The organism is Labilibacter marinus, assembly GCF_001659685.2.
Lineage (GTDB): Bacteria > Bacteroidota > Bacteroidia > Bacteroidales > Marinilabiliaceae > Saccharicrinis > Saccharicrinis marinus.
The window spans coordinates 104,494-119,770 of the sequence record NZ_LXYE02000044.1 but is presented as its reverse complement, the minus strand read 5'-3'; the positions used below and the strand labels follow the sequence as shown (position 1 = coordinate 119,770).

Here is a 15,277-nt window from a genome sequence, read left to right as displayed (position 1 = left end):
AATTTTGCGATCTAAAATAAAAGCTCTATATTTGCAACCGCAAAAAAGGATACTACTAAAGTAAACGATATATTGCGAGATGGAGCAGTTGGTAGCTCGTTGGGCTCATAACCCAAAGGTCGTCAGTTCGAGTCTGGCTCTCGCTACTTCAAGCCAACAGATAAAAATCTGTTGGCTCTTTAAAAAGATTAAAAAGTGATAGCAAGTCACTAAAAATATATTGCGAGATGGAGCAGTTGGTAGCTCGTTGGGCTCATAACCCAAAGGTCGTCAGTTCGAGTCTGGCTCTCGCTACTACCAAAAAGCCGAAAGATCAAATCTTTCGGCTTTTTTATTTTGTTAAAAGTGTTTTTGCTATTAATAATTGTTTCTTCCAATTTTCTAAGCCGTATAATTTTTTAACTTTGCGTACAATCAATTCACGATCACAAAAAATCGATGAGTACACCAAAGGATAAGAACAATTTTCTTCAGAAGTTACGTAATAAGTATCGTTTAGCTGTCTTTAATGAGCAGACCTACGAAGAGGTGTGGCGCATGCGTTTATCTAGATTGAACGTATTTACTGTCATCGGAACTTCAGCCATCATTTTAGTTTTACTGGTTATTCTATTAATTGCTTATACTGGTTTGCGAGAGTATATTCCTGGTTACCCAGATGGAAACCAAAGAAGGTTAATGGTACGTAATGTAAATCGGGTAGATTCGTTAATCGATGAAATAAATAAAAGAGATCGTTTCTTTCAATCTATAAAGTCTGTTGTTCGAGGCGAAGTGCCTGAGGATGAAATAGAGGAAGATGAAAACACTAATGGAGGGCAACCTCAGGAGGTAACTTTTAAAACCAGTGCAGAGGATTTAGCTTTTCGAGAGCAAGTAGAAACAGAAGAGAAATACAACTTAGCAGTTTTAGATAACAACGATAAAATTCCAGAACTAAATCAGATTTATTTCTATGCCCCTTTAAAAGGTATTGTTGTTAAAAACTTTATTGAAGGCGAAAGTCATTATGGTGTTGATATAGTAACAAAGCCTGGAGAAACGGTACTATCTATTATGGGAGGTACTGTCATTTTTTCTGGTTGGACCGTAGAAACGGGCTACACAATTATGATTCAGCATACAAGTAATTTAATATCTGCGTATAAGCATAATTCAAAACTTCTTAAAAAAGCAGGAAGCAAGGTAGTAGCAGGCGAAGCGATTGCTAATGTGGGTAATTCAGGCGAATTAACTACGGGGCCACATTTGCACTTTGAATTATGGTATCAGGGAACTCCTGTCAACCCCACCGAATACATTTTATTTGAATAATTTAGCCGGGAACATATGAAGAAGAGGGTAGCGGTGTTGGGTTCTACCGGATCCATAGGAACACAAACCTTAGATGTAATTTCTAAACATCCAGATAAGTTTGAAGTTGAAGTATTAACAGCCAATAACCGAATTGGTAAGTTAGTAGAGCAATGTAGGATATATATGCCCAATACGGTGGTTATTGGGAACAAAGAAAAATATGAGCAGCTGCAAGATGCTTTGGCAGACTTACCTATAAAGGTTTATGCAGGTAGTGATGCAATAGCGCAAGTGGTTGAAATGGGCACAGTAGATGTGGTGCTCACCGCAATGGTAGGTTTTTCTGGATTGAAGCCAACTATGAATGCCATAAAAGCAGGAAAAACAATAGCCTTGGCCAACAAAGAAACGTTGGTGGTTGCAGGTGATATTATTACCGAAATGGCAGCTAAAAATAAAGTAGCTATTTTACCTGTTGATTCTGAACATTCTGCTATTTTTCAATGTTTGGTAGGAGAGTTTCAAAACCCTATAGAAAAGATTTATTTAACGGCATCGGGAGGGCCTTTTAGAGGAAAGAAAAAAGACTTTCTGGAGAAAGTATCGCCTGAGCAAGCCTTGAATCATCCTAATTGGGAGATGGGGAATAAGATAACCATCGATTCGGCTAGTATGATGAATAAAGGTCTGGAGGTAATTGAAGCGCGTTGGTTATTTGGATTGGAGCCAGATCAGATTGATGTGATTGTTCATCCACAAAGTATAGTACATAGTATAGTGCAGTTTACAGATGGTTCCATGAAAGCACAAATGGGCTTGCCAGATATGCGATTGCCTATACAGTATGCATTAACTTATCCAGAGCGTATTAAAGCAGATTTTCCACGTTTTAATTTTATGGATTATCCAAGTCTCGATTTTGAAAAGCCCGATTTAGAATCATTTAGAAATCTGGCTATCGCTTATGAGGCTATGCGCAGAGGTGGTAATGTACCATGTATCATTAATGCAGCCAATGAGGTTGTTGTTCAAAGCTTTTTAGAAAGAAAGATTGGCTTTGTAGAAATGTCGGATGTGATTGAAAAGACGATGGATAAATGTACATTTATTCAAAAGCCGAGTTACGAAGATTATTTCTCAACCGATTCTGAGGCCAGAAGAATAGCGCAGTCATTCGTTAGTTTGTAGATGAAAAGAAGGTGCTTAAAGCATTGTTTTATTGTGTCAATCAATAATTAAGTGAAGGCTATTATAATAGCAAAAAAGGAATATATTTGTAGCGCAAAATTTGAATTTTAATATAAGTAGATGGATATCTTAATAAAAGCAGGCCAATTGTTATTGAGCCTTTCAATACTAGTAATACTTCACGAGTTTGGTCATTTCTTTTTTGCCAAACTTTTTAAAACCAGAGTAGAGAAGTTTTATCTTTTCTTCGATCCTTGGTTTTCTCTTTTTAAAGTAAAAAAAGGAGATACTGAATACGGAATTGGTTGGTTACCTTTGGGAGGATATGTAAAAATATCAGGTATGATTGATGAGTCCATGGATAAGGAAGCCATGAAAGAGGAGCCAAAGTCCTATGAGTTTCGATCAAAGCCAGCTTACCAACGTTTATTAATCATGATTGGTGGGGTATTGGTTAACTTTTTACTCGCGTTTTTTATTTTTTGGATGACCTTATATAAGTGGGGAGATTCTTATATTGATGTTGCTGATGCTAAATTTGGATTAACCTACCATGAGCTTGCACATGATATTGGTTTGCAAGATGGTGATGTTGTGACTTCTGTAGATACGCTAAAGGTAAAAAGCGCATCAGATATAGCTAAGTTTATTCTTTTAGAAGAAGCTCAACAGCTTAGTGTTAAAAGAGGAGATTCAACTTTTACAGTGGCTATACCGAGCGACTTTAAAACGACTATCCTTAAGGAAGAGGTTAAAGGTTTAGCAGCCATAAGAATGCCTTTTGTAGTAGATTCTGTTATTGCTGGAGATTATGCTGAAAAGGCAGGCTTTAAAAAAGGAGATAAGGTAATATCAATTGATGGTCAGGATGCTGAGTATTATAGACAGGTAACTAATATATTAGGCGAGAATAAAGAGAAACGTGTTACGTTTAATATTATTCGTAATGGTCAAACTGAATCTTTAAGATGCGAAGTGTCTAAAAAAGGTAAGATTGGTGTTGGTGCGAAAGTGGACTATTTTGATATTACAGAAGTACGTTATGGCTTTTGGGAAGCGATGCCTGCTGGAGTTTCTAAAAGTGTAAATACACTTATAGATTACGTAAAACAGTTGAAGTTAGTTTTTACTAAAGAAGGAGCAAAACAAATCGGAGGCTTTGGAGCCATTGGTGGACTATTTCCTGCAACATGGAATTGGGAAGCTTTTTGGGGATTAACCGGTTTCTTATCCATCATATTGGCATTTATGAATATTCTTCCTATCCCTGCATTGGATGGAGGGCATGTATTGTTTTTATTATATGAAATAATATCAGGAAGAAAACCAAGTGATAAATTCCTGGAGTATGCTCAAACAGTTGGAATGATATTGTTATTAGGCCTTCTGTTATTTGCTAATGGAAATGATTTATTCAGACTGTTTAAGTAATAAATCGGCATAAATTATTATTTTTGAAAAAAATCTAGAAATTATGGAATTAAGTTCAGTATATATCTGTGGATTCATGGGAGGTTATGAGTGGATTCTTATCATTTTGGCCATTGTATTACTTTTTGGAGGAAGAAAAATTCCTGAATTAATGAAAGGGTTAGGGCAAGGAATGAAAGAGTTTAAGAATGCTAAAAAGGAAGCCGAAGAAGCGGACGAAAAAAACGAAGATAAGAAATAGCATAAGCTATTGATGATATATAAGGCTGGTTCCATTTATTGGGACCAGCTTTTTTTTTGACTTTATGTGCGATAATGATTAACTTATTATGGTAATCGCTAATCTTACTCGTCATGAAACGACCATGGAAAAAGTTTTCTCATAAGGGGAAAAAGTGATTCATTTGGGAGTTTGATTTGGCCGTAAATAATTTTTAATCGGATGAAAAATATATTGGTCGCAGTTGATTTTAAAGAAGGAACAGATAAACTGATGGATTATGCAGTGGATCAGGCGCAATCGCATAAAGCAAACATCTGGATTGTGCATGTGGTAGCTCCAGAACCAGATTTTGTGGGGTACGAAGTAGGTCCTCAGTATATTAGAGATATGAGAGCTGCTGAATTAAAAATGGAACATCGTAAATTGATGGATTTAGCCAATGAAGTATCCTATAAAGGTCTCGCTGCCGAAGGAATTATGATACATGGGGCAACCATTGAAATACTTACTGCGGAAATTGAAAAACTAAATATAGACCTGGTAGTGATTGGACATCATAAACACGGTTTTGTACATAAGGCATTTTTCGGACGTACAGATGTGTCGCTCATAGAGCACGTTAATATTCCTGTATTAGTAGTTCCTACAGATGTTTAATGCCAATCTAAAACAATGTTTTACTGTGCTCTTTTGGTACCTATAGCTTTACCGTCTTGTAAAGTAGTAATTGAAATGAGCTTGTTATTCTCGTCGTAATTATATCTTTCACCATTCAGTAAATCACCTTTTACGAAAAAACCTTTCTCATCAATATCACCTCTTAGGTTCATGATAGTGTGAAAACCAGTGCCAGAAAATTTAGCGGACGAACTATCTTGCTTAACAGGAGTTTTAGCTTGTTCAAATTTACCATTGTTAAATAGTTTCTCCTGCACAAGCATACCTTGGTCGTTGTATACTTTTAATACGCCTTCTGTTTTTCCATTCTCCCACTGACCTTCGTACATTTTTTCACCATTTTCATAGAAGTAGCGTTGTTCACCTTGCCTTTTGCCATTACTATTGTAAAACCAATCGTAAGATATTTTGCCACTTTCGAAAAAGTATTTATAGCTTCCTTCCCAATGATCTACTTGCCAGTTGCCTTCTTCTCTTAATTTTCCATTTTCATAAAAGAATTTTGCATGCCCTTTGGCTTCTCCATTAATAAAAGTTATTTCAGTTTTAATGTTACCATTTTCGAAATAGTTTAACCAGACACCTTCTTTTCTGTTGTTTTTGTATTTGCCTTTTTCAAGAATACGACCATCTTTTTTAACAATCCACAAACCTTGTTTTAGTCCACTATTGTCCTCCAGATTAATATTGTTTGTATCGTTTTGAGCATGGATAGGAAGAGCTAAAAAATAGCCAATAAATGCAATGCATATCAATAGTGGGAATATGTGTTGTGTTGTTTTTTTCATGATTAATTCTGCACAATTTTTTTAGCAGGTTTCGGTGAACAAGTATTTATACTAAAATATACGCTCAAGGTTATTGATATTTATATTTTTATTAAACTTATTTGTTCTATGTTAATTCATCTTTTAATTAGTTACTTTGCAGTAATCAATTAAATATTATACCCATGGGTGGTAAAAAGAAGGCTAAAAAGCCAAATAAGAGAAGTAAAGGATTAAAGAAAAATCAGATAATAGCATTAACGCAAGGGGTTTTCACTAACAATCCAAAGAAGACCTATAATTATAAGCAAATTTCCGAAGTATTAGGGTTAAAAAAGATGGCACTCAAACAGACTGTGGTTGAAGTGTTGTACGAATTGCTCGAAAGCGGATTTGTAACAGAAACATCTAAAGGAAAATTTAAACTATTATCACGAGGCGCTTTTATGGTGGGAACCGTGGATGCAACAACTTCAGGAGCTGCCTATATTGTTCCTCAGGATGGAAATGGTGATGATATTTTTGTTGGGCAACAAAACCTGCGGAATGCTTTAAATGGAGACTTGGTGAAAGTTCAGGTATTCGCTAAAAAACGAAGAAAGTCCTTGGAGGGTGAAATTGTTGAGGTGATAGAGAGAAAGCGTGAAACCTTTGTTGGAACCATTGAGATATCAAAAAGCTTTGCATTTTTAGTAACGGATAAAAAGGTCATGTTTAAAGATTTATTTATTCCGATGAATAAATTGAATGGAGCTAAACATGGTCAATTAGCTATTGGTAAAATTACAGATTGGGACGATTACACTAAAAATCCTTTTGGAGAAATTGTTGACGTACTTGGAGATGTTGGAGAAAACAATGCCGAGATTCATGCTATACTAGCAGAGTTTGATTTACCTTATGACTATCCTGCTAACGTAATTGAAGCAGCGGAAAAAATCGATGAAAAAATTCCGCAGGAAGAAATAAATAATAGAAAAGATTTTAGAGAGATAACAACCTTTACAATTGACCCGAAGGATGCGAAGGATTTTGATGATGCATTGTCCTTACAGAAGCTTCCTAATGGTAATTGGCAGGTAGGTGTGCATATTGCTGACGTTACACATTACGTTACTCCAAAATCGGTGATAGATAATGAGGGTTACGAACGTGCTACCTCCGTTTATTTAGTGGATAGAGTAGTGCCTATGTTGCCTGAAAGATTAAGTAATGGTATCTGTTCGTTAAGGCCCAAAGAGGAGAAATTATGTTTTTCGGTGGTATTTGAATTAGATGACGAGGCTAGCTTATTAGATACCTGGTACGGAAAGACTGTTATTTATAGTGATAGGCGTTTTACTTACGAAGAGGCGCAAGATATTATTGAAACTGGAGAAGGAGACTTTAAAGAAGAAGTACTCACGTTAGATAAATTAGCTAAAGGGCTAAGGAAACAACGATTTGCCAATGGTGCAATTTCTTTTGAGCGTGTTGAAGTTAAGTTTGATATTGACAAAAAAGGTAAACCTTTAAGTGTATTCTTTAAAGAATCTAAGGATGCTAATAAGTTAATTGAGGAGTTTATGCTTTTGGCAAATAAGCGCGTGGCCGAATATATAGGTAAAAAGGAAATTAGTAAAGGCAGAGGAGATAAGGCCAAAACATTTGTGTATCGAGTACATGATAATCCTGATCCTGATAAATTTGAAAATTTTGCACGATTTGTCCGTAAGTTTGGATATGAAGCTATGCCATTGGGGGAGGAGCGAATCAGTAGTTCTATCAATAGGCTATTGGGTCAGGTAGAAGGAAAAAAGGAGCAAAATATTATTGAGACCCTAGCTATCAGAACAATGGCTAAGGCTTCTTACTCAACTAAAAATGCAGGGCATTATGGATTAGCATTTAAGCATTATTCGCATTTTACATCTCCAATTCGACGTTATCCTGATATGATTGTTCATCGTTTATTACAATCGTATTTAGAAGGCGGAAGGTCTGCTAATGCAGAAAAAACTGAAGAGCATTGTAAGCATTGTTCTAAGATGGAAATTACAGCATCTGAAGCAGAAAGAGCATCCATAAAGTTCAAACAGGTTGAATTTATGAAAGAACATGTGGGAACTGAGTTTACGGGTGTTATTTCTGGAGTAACCGAATGGGGTTTTTATGTGGAGTTAGACGAGAATAAATGTGAAGGAATGGTGTCCATTAGAAACCTAGATGATGACTTTTATCGTTTTGATGAGGATAACTATTGTATTGTTGGGCGCAAGTTCAATAAAAAGTATCAATTAGGAGACCCTGTTAAAGTATTGGTAGCGAAAGCTAATTTAATTAAAAAGCAATTAGATTTTGAACTGATTTCTGAATAATATTTTTGTCATATGAATTATTGACTTTTTTTGTCGTTGAACATTATATTGCTGTTATTATTGAGGTTTCAATCGAATTTATATAAATAATGTGCTTTAATGAGGTGTATTAAGAGCTTAAAGTCTTTTATCTAAAGCGGTAAATTCATACATTTGTATATGTTATAATCCCAATAAATCATATGACAACAGAAAATCTTAATTACAACGAATCTGTAAAGGTTTCAATACTTGAAGCAGCGCAGAGCTTGTTTGCTAAGTTTGGCTACAAGAAAACAACAATGGAAGACATCGCCCTTGAATTGCATAAGGGTAAAAGTTCATTGTATTACTATTTTAAGAATAAAGAGGAAATATTTCAAGCTGTTATCGATAAGGAACAGGGTGAATTAATTTCAAATCTTAAAATAGTAGTTGAGTCTACTAAAAATCCTCAGGACAAATTAAATGAGTATGTACTGGTAAGGATGAAGACTATTAGCGAGCAAGATAACTACTTTAAAGCTTTAACGGATGAGCGATTCGGAGGGATTGAATTTGTAAAAGCTGTAAAGGAAAGTATGGAGAAAGCGGAGGTTGATATGATTGAAACAATCATTAACGAAGGTGTTTCAGCTGATGTTTTCCAAATAAAAAACATTCACATGGGTGCAGTAGCTATTGCACTTGCATTAAAAGGTTTAGAAATACCAATGTTTCAAGCAGCAAACAAGTTTGAAGGTATGGAAGAACAAGTGCAAAATATCCTGAATATATTGTTTTTTGGTCTGATAAAACGGTAAAATGTCATTGTAAATAAAAAAATAAGGCCGTATTTTTACGGCCTTTGTTATTTTAAAAAGCATCAATATGCCTATAAGAATCCCAGATAAGTTGCCAGCACGTAATGTACTTGAAAGTGAGAATGTATTCGTGATGAACGAATCTCGCGCTAACCATCAGGACATACGACCGCTTAAAATAGTTGTTTTTAATTTAATGCCATTAAAAATCACAACTGAGGCACAAATAATGAGAGTGTTATCCAATACCCCTTTGCAGGTTGAAGTTGATTTGTTAATGACTAGAACGCACTCGCCAAAATGTACGCCTAAAGAGCATCTATTAAATTTTTATAAAACCTTTGAAGAGGTTCAAGCCAAGAAATATGACGGTATGATCATTACAGGAGCTCCTGTTGAGCATCTTGAATTTGATGAAGTTACCTATTGGGAAGAATTGAAGGAAATAATGGAGTGGGGCAGACGTAACGTTACTAGTACATTACATATTTGCTGGGGTGCACAAGCTGGTTTGTATTATCATTACGGTATTCCAAAACATCATCTAAACGAAAAACTATTTGGTGTTTTTAACCATACTGTAACGGATAGAAAGGAACCTTTAATGAGAGGTTTTGATGATAGCTTTTTCGCTCCACATTCTCGCTTTACTGGTGTGCGTGCAAAAGATATTGATAAGGTTTCTGAGCTTAAAATATTGGCTCAATCAGAAGATGCTGGCGTTCATATTGTGATGTCACCTGATAAAAGGTTAATCTTTGTTACAGGTCATTCAGAATACGACCCATTTACATTAAGGGAGGAGTATTTTAGGGATTTAGAAAAAGGGGAAGATATTGCTATTCCTAAGAATTATTTTCCGAATGATGATACTTCGAATGATCCTGTTGTTTTATGGCGAAGTCATGCAAGCTTGATGTTTACTAATTGGTTAAACTATTACGTATATCAAGAAACGCCATATAATTTTGATGAGATACACTAGAAGGTAATGAATGGTGGATGGAGTAGCTTTAAAAGTTATAACATGACATATACCATAATTTGCCAGATGATTTTGTTTTAATTTTGATACACATTAATTAAAAAATAGCATTCAAATGAATATTCCTGAAAATTTAAAGTATACAAAAGATCACGAATGGATTTTAGTAGAGGGAGATGTAGTTACAGTTGGTATTACAGAGTTTGCTCAAGGTGAATTAGGTGATATAGTATTTGTTGAGATAGAAACTGAAGGAGAAGATTTAGATAAAGAAGAAGTATTTGGTACTATTGAGGCTGTTAAAACAGTTTCTGATTTATATATGCCTGTTAAGGGTAAAGTACTTGAAGTAAACGATGATTTAGAGGATCAACCTGAATTAGTGAACAAAGAGCCTTACGAAGGTGGATGGATGGTTAAAATTCAAGCGGAAGATGTTGCTGAGTTTGATGCTTTATTAACTGCCGAACAATATAAAGAGTTAATAGGATAATTTATCTAGAACCATATATAGAGCTCGAAGAATTTTCTTCGGGCTTTTTTTGTGCCTAATAATTAAGCAAAAAAAATCCCTGCTCAATAAATTGAACAGGGATTGTATATCTAAAATCACTAAGCTACATTATAGCTTACGCGATACTTCCACTTCTTCAAATGACTCAATAAAGTCACCTTCCTTAATGTCGTTGTAGTTAGCAATACTTGCACCACACTCATATCCAGAAGCTACTTCTTTAGCATCATCTTTATAACGTTTAAGAGCAGCTAATTCACCAGTGTAAATCACAATACCTTCACGTATTAAACGTACTCTAGAGTTACGCTTGATTTTACCCTCTTTAACCATACAACCTGCAATCGTTCCAACTTTAGTAATTTTAAAGGTTTCACGAACTTCAAGTGTAGAAGTAACTTGCTCCTTAATTTCTGGAGAAAGCATACCTTCCATAGCCGATTTAAGCTCTTCGATTGCATCGTAAATGATAGAGTAAAGACGTATGTCGATTTCCTCTTTCTCTGCAATCTTTCTTGCTGCTAAAGATGGACGAACTTGGAAACCAATAACAATGGCATTGGATGCAGTTGCTAGCATGATATCCGATTCCGAAATCTGACCTACTGCTTTGTGAATCACATTTACTTGAATTTCGTCTGTCGAAAGCTTGATTAATGAATCGGAAAGTGCTTCAATAGATCCATCCACATCACCTTTCACAATAACATTTAACTCTTGGAAGTTTCCAATTGCTATACGACGACCAATTTCGTCAAGTGTAATATGTTTCTTCGTTCTCATACCTTGCTCACGCTGTAGCTGAGTACGCTTGTTAGTAATCTCTTTGGCTTCGCGTTCGCTCTCCATTACGTTGAACTTTTCACCAGCCTGCGCAGCTCCGTTAAAACCAAGTATTAATACAGGTTCTGCTGGGCCAGCAGTAGTTACTTTTTGGTTACGCTCGTTAAACATGGCTTTTACGTGTCCCATGTAACTACCAGCAAGAATAATATCTCCTACTTTAAGTGTACCCGATTGAACAAGCACTGTAGTAACGTAACCACGTCCTTTATCTAATGAAGATTCAATTACTGAGCCAACAGCTCTTTTATCTTTAATGGCTTTAAGCTCTAATAAATCTGCTTCAAGTAATACTTTTTCAAGCAGTTCTTCAATGTTGAGTCCGTTCTTAGCCGAAATTTCTTGACACTGATATTTACCTCCCCAGTCTTCAACTAGGTAGTTCATTTGAGCTAATTCTTCTTTAATTTTATCCGGGTTTGCTCCTGGCTTATCAATTTTGTTGATTGCAAAAACAATTGGTACCCCTGCAGCAGATGCATGGTTGATGGCCTCAATAGTCTGTGGCATCACATTATCATCAGCCGCTACAATAATAATAGCAATATCTGTTACTTGCGCACCACGAGCACGCATCGCAGTAAAGGCCTCGTGACCTGGAGTATCTAAGAAAGTAATTTTTCTTCCAGAATCTAAGGATACAGAGTACGCACCAATATGCTGTGTAATACCCCCAGCTTCACCTTGAATAACGTTCGCTTTACGAATGTGGTCAAGTAAAGATGTTTTACCGTGGTCAACGTGTCCCATTACTGTAACAATAGGAGAACGTTCTTCCATTAACGTTTCATCTTCTTCTTCCTCTTCATCAATTGCGGCTGCAACTTCAACACTAATGAATTCTACTTTATGTTCAAATTCCTCAGCAACTAACGAAATGGTTTCTGCATCTAAACGCTGGTTGATAGAAACAAATAAACCAAGGCTCATACATGATGCAATAATTTGGTTTACCTGAACACTCATCATGGAAGCTAATTCAGCCACAGTAACGAACTCAGTTACCTGAATTACATTCTTTTCTAAGTGAGCTAATTCTTCCTCAGCAATTTGTTTTTGGCTAATCGCTTCACGTTTATCACGACGGTGACGAGACGCTTTCGATTTACCTTTATTAGCTGTTAATCTAGCTAATGTATCTTTAATTTGCTTTTGTACATCTTCTTCGGTAATCTCAGCTTTAACAGGACGTCTGTTTTGTCCAGGCTTACCTCTGCGAGGCCCCTTGTTAGCTTGATTACGATTATCACCAGGTCTTTGTCCGCCTGGTCCACCAGGTCTAGGACCTCTTTGACCGCCAGGACCGTTGTTAGGTCTAGGACCTCTTTGAGCACCTTGTTGATTAGACTTTTCGTTAACGTTTACGCGCTCTTTATCCTTGCGAATTCGTTTACGTTTTTTCTTTTTCTTATCTGCACTGTCTTCCGACTTAGTTGGTTTAGTTGGAAGTACAATTTTGCCTACTACTGTAGGACCAGAAAGTTTTTTAACCTGCGTTGGTTTAAATACATCGCTACCTTCAGCTTTTTCTGTATTTGTTTCCTTCGCTTCTGTTTTTTCCGTTGGTTTACTCTCTGTAACCTTTGGAGTATCTTGTTTTTTCTCAGCCGCAGGAGTTTCTGCTGCAACTGGTTTTGGTGTTTCTTTTTTCTTCACGTTTGCTTTAGGCTGTGCTTTTTTCTCTTGCTTAGGAGTATCAGCTTGCTTTTTAGGCTTTTTGTACGCGTCAACGTCAATTTTTCCTACCACCTTAGGTTCCTCAATATTTTGTTTGGCAGTTGGTATATGAGGAGTTTCTTTAGGCTTTTTAACTTCTTTAGGCTTTTCCTCCTTAGGCTTCTCAGCTACCTTTTCTGCTTTTTCAACAGGAGCTGAAGCTGCAGGTTTAGGTGTTTCAACCTTAGGCTCTTCCTTTTTAGGTTCCTCTTTTTTCGGCTCTTCAACTTTTGCCTTAGCAACAGGCTTTTTGCTGAACTTATCTAAATCAACTTTACCAACTACTTTTGGCTCTTCCGATTTAGGAGCTTCTATTTTTTCAACCTCAGGCTCTTTTTTAGCTTTTTCCTTTTCAGGCTCTGGCGCTAAATCTTTTCTCACATCTTCTATCGAGATGGTTTCTTTTTGAGGCTTTTGCTTGCTAAGCGCCTCTGATTTCTTACGAACGTTAAGGTCGGTGCTGTACTCATTTTCTAAATGCTGGTACATTTGTGCCGATACCTTCGTGTTAGGATTCGTTTCAACTTCGAATCCTTTTTTCTGAAGAAATTCAACAATAGTATGTATCCCTACGTTAAATTCGCGGGCTACTTTACTTAGTCTATTTGTTTTACCAACTGCCATATTGGGAATTAATGATTATCTCTTAAATTCTTTGTGTAACTATTGATTATCGCATACTGTCAGATTTTATTCAAACTCGGCGCTCAATATCTTAATAACTTCATTGATGGTTTCCTCTTCAAGGTCGGTTCTTTTTACTAAATCTTCGATTGTTAAGTCGAGTACTGATTTAGCCGTATCGCAACCAATGGCCTTAATTTCATCTAAAATCCATCCTTCTATTTCATCCGTAAACTCATCTAAGCTTACATCTTCGTCATCTACTTCCATCTCACGATAAACATCAATTTCGTAACCTGCTAATTGACTGGCTAACTTAATGTTTAATCCACCTTTACCAATGGCAAGGCTTACTTCGTCAGGACGTAAATACACCTGGGCTCTTTTATCGTCTTCAAATAACTTAATGCTGTTTATTTTAGCAGGATTAAGCGCTCTTTGAATAAATAACTGTACATTATTGGTGAAGTTAATTACATCGATATTTTCGTTACGCAACTCTCGAACAATACCGTGAATTCTTGAACCTTTCATTCCAACACATGCACCTACCGGATCAATTCTTTCATCATAAGATTCAACCGCTACCTTAGCTCTTTCACCAGGTACACGAACAATCTTTTTAATGGTGATTAATCCGTCAAATATTTCGGGTACTTCTAATTCAAATAATCTTTCTAAGAATACTGGAGAAGTACGTGAAATAATAATAAGCGGGTTATTGTTTCTAATTTCTACTTTAACAACAACAGCTCTTACATTATCTCCTTTACGGAAGAAGTCAGATGGAATTTGTTCTGCTTTTGGCAGAATTAACTCATTACCTTCATCATCTTGTATCAGGATTTCTCTTTTCCATATTTGATATACCTCACCAGTAATGATATCACCAATGCGGTCTTTATATTTATGGTAAATATTATCCTTTTCTAACTCTAAAATACGTGCAGATAAATTTTGGCGAAGGCTTAAAATGGCTCTTCTACCAAAGTCAAGAAAACGAACTTCATCAGTTACCTCTTCTCCAACCTCATAATCATCGTCGATTTTTTTAGCATCAGTCAATGAAATCTGCAGGTTATCATCCTCCAATTCGTCATCGGCTACAATTTCACGATTGCGCCAAATTTCAAAGTCTCCTTTATCGGTGTTAATAATAACATCGAAATTATCGTCTGTTCCAAAGCGTTTAATTAAGACACTCCTAAATGAATCTTCGAGCACTCTGATCATAGTGGCTCTATCAATGCTTTTAAGTTCCTTAAACTCTGAAAAAGTATCTATTAAATTAATGTTCTCCATGACTTTATGTTTGCCGGCTTGTTAAAACGATACAATTACTTTGACTGCTTTAACCTCGTCGAACTTATAGTTATGATTAATTACTTGCAATTCCTTTTTTTTCTTTCCTTCGATTTTAACCTTTTTCATTTCTTCCACTACAAAGTTATCTTCGTTTACCTCTGTCAGCTTTCCTTTAAATGGTGCTGTTTCAAAAGGTGTAACTTCAATATCTTTACCAATATTTTTTTCGTATTGGTTTAATACTTTTAGTGGTTGACCTAATCCTGGTGTAGAAACTTCCAACTCAAAGTCTTCTATATCTCTATCAAATGATCCTTCAATTAAGCGACTAATTTGTATGCAGTAGTCAATTCCTATACCGTTCATACTATCAATAGTAACTATAATCTTATTACTGGCAGAAACTTTAACTTCAACAATAAAACAATCGTCAGCCTCAATCTTTTCCGCTATTATTTCTCGTATCTGTTCCTTTGTAATCATCACTTAATATTAATAAAATAGGGGACATCTGCCCCCTATCCTTAAGATATTTAGTTAAAAACCGCTGCAAAGATAGTTATTATGC

13 protein-coding genes and 2 tRNA genes are annotated in these 15,277 nt (G+C 35.9%); 11 read left to right on the top strand and 4 right to left on the bottom strand.

Going from position 1 to position 15,277, the window contains the following annotated elements:
• The first annotated feature begins 73 nt into the window (after positions 1-73).
• The 7 genes from A8L32_RS18130 to A8L32_RS18100 all read left to right on the top strand — a co-directional run bounded on the left by A8L32_RS18130 (position 74) and on the right by A8L32_RS18100 (position 4,795).
• Positions 74-146: transfer RNA gene (locus A8L32_RS18130), tRNA-Met, on the top strand.
• 75 nt (positions 147-221) lie between these two features.
• Positions 222-294, top strand: a tRNA-Met gene (locus A8L32_RS18125).
• 144 nt (positions 295-438) lie between these two features.
• Complete coding sequence (locus A8L32_RS18120; RefSeq protein ID WP_066632425.1) at positions 439-1,314, top strand: M23 family metallopeptidase; 876 nt, start codon at positions 439-441, stop codon at positions 1,312-1,314.
• A gap of 15 nt (positions 1,315-1,329) precedes the next feature.
• Complete coding sequence (locus A8L32_RS18115) at positions 1,330-2,484, top strand: 1-deoxy-D-xylulose-5-phosphate reductoisomerase (protein WP_066632418.1); 1,155 nt, start codon at positions 1,330-1,332, stop codon at positions 2,482-2,484.
• 120 nt (positions 2,485-2,604) lie between these two features.
• Entirely contained in the window at positions 2,605-3,915 is a 1,311-nt protein-coding gene (rseP, locus tag A8L32_RS18110) for an RIP metalloprotease RseP (RefSeq protein ID WP_066632411.1), read from the top strand.
• 43 nt (positions 3,916-3,958) lie between these two features.
• Positions 3,959-4,156 carry a twin-arginine translocase TatA/TatE family subunit gene (tatA, locus tag A8L32_RS18105; RefSeq protein ID WP_066632407.1) on the top strand — a complete coding sequence of 66 codons (198 nt, stop codon included), beginning with the start codon at positions 3,959-3,961 and terminating at the stop codon, positions 4,154-4,156.
• A gap of 201 nt (positions 4,157-4,357) precedes the next feature.
• Positions 4,358-4,795, top strand: coding sequence for a universal stress protein (locus A8L32_RS18100; protein WP_066632404.1), 438 nt, complete (start codon positions 4,358-4,360; stop codon positions 4,793-4,795).
• 20 nt (positions 4,796-4,815) lie between these two features.
• Here A8L32_RS18100 and A8L32_RS18095 read toward each other — a convergent pair whose 3' ends face one another.
• Positions 4,816-5,604, bottom strand: a complete 789-nt coding sequence (locus A8L32_RS18095) for a toxin-antitoxin system YwqK family antitoxin (RefSeq protein WP_066632402.1) — start codon at positions 5,602-5,604, stop codon at positions 4,816-4,818.
• 164 nt (positions 5,605-5,768) lie between these two features.
• On the opposite strand from A8L32_RS18095, the gene rnr reads away from it, so the two are divergent.
• The 4 genes from rnr (at position 5,769) to gcvH (ending at position 10,200) form a co-directional block, all read left to right on the top strand.
• On the top strand, positions 5,769-7,940 hold the full coding sequence (gene rnr / locus A8L32_RS18090; RefSeq protein ID WP_066632397.1) for a ribonuclease R: 2,172 nt from the start codon (positions 5,769-5,771) through the stop codon (positions 7,938-7,940).
• A 182-nt stretch (positions 7,941-8,122) separates the two neighbouring features.
• Positions 8,123-8,722, top strand: a complete 600-nt coding sequence (locus tag A8L32_RS18085) for a TetR/AcrR family transcriptional regulator (protein WP_233145504.1) — start codon at positions 8,123-8,125, stop codon at positions 8,720-8,722.
• Between the two features lie 67 nt (positions 8,723-8,789).
• Positions 8,790-9,707 carry a homoserine O-acetyltransferase MetA gene (gene metA / locus A8L32_RS18080; protein ID WP_066632391.1) on the top strand — a complete coding sequence of 306 codons (918 nt, stop codon included), beginning with the start codon at positions 8,790-8,792 and terminating at the stop codon, positions 9,705-9,707.
• Between the two features lie 115 nt (positions 9,708-9,822).
• On the top strand, positions 9,823-10,200 hold the full coding sequence (gcvH, locus tag A8L32_RS18075) for a glycine cleavage system protein GcvH (RefSeq protein ID WP_066632389.1): 378 nt from the start codon (positions 9,823-9,825) through the stop codon (positions 10,198-10,200).
• A 129-nt stretch (positions 10,201-10,329) separates the two neighbouring features.
• Here the strand turns inward: gcvH and infB are convergent, their stop codons facing one another.
• From infB to rimP, 3 genes are all read right to left on the bottom strand, one after another.
• Positions 10,330-13,404, bottom strand: coding sequence for a translation initiation factor IF-2 (infB, locus tag A8L32_RS18070; protein ID WP_066632388.1), 3,075 nt, complete (start codon positions 13,402-13,404; stop codon positions 10,330-10,332).
• A gap of 66 nt (positions 13,405-13,470) precedes the next feature.
• The gene (gene nusA, locus A8L32_RS18065; protein ID WP_066632387.1) at positions 13,471-14,706 is read right to left on the bottom strand and encodes a transcription termination factor NusA; all 1,236 of its coding nucleotides are present in this window, start codon (positions 14,704-14,706) and stop codon (positions 13,471-13,473) included.
• 21 nt (positions 14,707-14,727) lie between these two features.
• Positions 14,728-15,192 carry a ribosome assembly cofactor RimP gene (rimP, locus tag A8L32_RS18060; RefSeq protein ID WP_066632386.1) on the bottom strand — a complete coding sequence of 155 codons (465 nt, stop codon included), beginning with the start codon at positions 15,190-15,192 and terminating at the stop codon, positions 14,728-14,730.
• Positions 15,193-15,277: the final 85 nt, after the last annotated feature.

Excerpts from the sequence above, each read along its gene's own strand:
- metA (WP_066632391.1), top strand. The coding sequence starts at position 8,790 with ATGCCTATAAGAATCCCAGATAAGTTGCCAGCACGTAATGTACTTGAA.
- A8L32_RS18100 (WP_066632404.1), top strand. The coding sequence starts at position 4,358 with ATGAAAAATATATTGGTCGCAGTTGATTTTAAAGAAGGAACAGATAAA.
- A8L32_RS18115 (WP_066632418.1), top strand. The coding sequence starts at position 1,330 with ATGAAGAAGAGGGTAGCGGTGTTGGGTTCTACCGGATCCATAGGAACA.
- tatA (WP_066632407.1), top strand. The coding sequence starts at position 3,959 with ATGGAATTAAGTTCAGTATATATCTGTGGATTCATGGGAGGTTATGAG.
- infB (WP_066632388.1), bottom strand. The coding sequence starts at position 13,404 with ATGGCAGTTGGTAAAACAAATAGACTAAGTAAAGTAGCCCGCGAATTT.
- rnr (WP_066632397.1), top strand. The coding sequence starts at position 5,769 with ATGGGTGGTAAAAAGAAGGCTAAAAAGCCAAATAAGAGAAGTAAAGGA.
- rimP (WP_066632386.1), bottom strand. The coding sequence starts at position 15,192 with ATGATTACAAAGGAACAGATACGAGAAATAATAGCGGAAAAGATTGAG.
- rseP (WP_066632411.1), top strand. The coding sequence starts at position 2,605 with ATGGATATCTTAATAAAAGCAGGCCAATTGTTATTGAGCCTTTCAATA.
- nusA (WP_066632387.1), bottom strand. The coding sequence starts at position 14,706 with ATGGAGAACATTAATTTAATAGATACTTTTTCAGAGTTTAAGGAACTT.
- gcvH (WP_066632389.1), top strand. The coding sequence starts at position 9,823 with ATGAATATTCCTGAAAATTTAAAGTATACAAAAGATCACGAATGGATT.
- A8L32_RS18120 (WP_066632425.1), top strand. The coding sequence starts at position 439 with ATGAGTACACCAAAGGATAAGAACAATTTTCTTCAGAAGTTACGTAAT.
- A8L32_RS18095 (WP_066632402.1), bottom strand. The coding sequence starts at position 5,604 with ATGAAAAAAACAACACAACACATATTCCCACTATTGATATGCATTGCA.
- A8L32_RS18085 (WP_233145504.1), top strand. The coding sequence starts at position 8,123 with ATGACAACAGAAAATCTTAATTACAACGAATCTGTAAAGGTTTCAATA.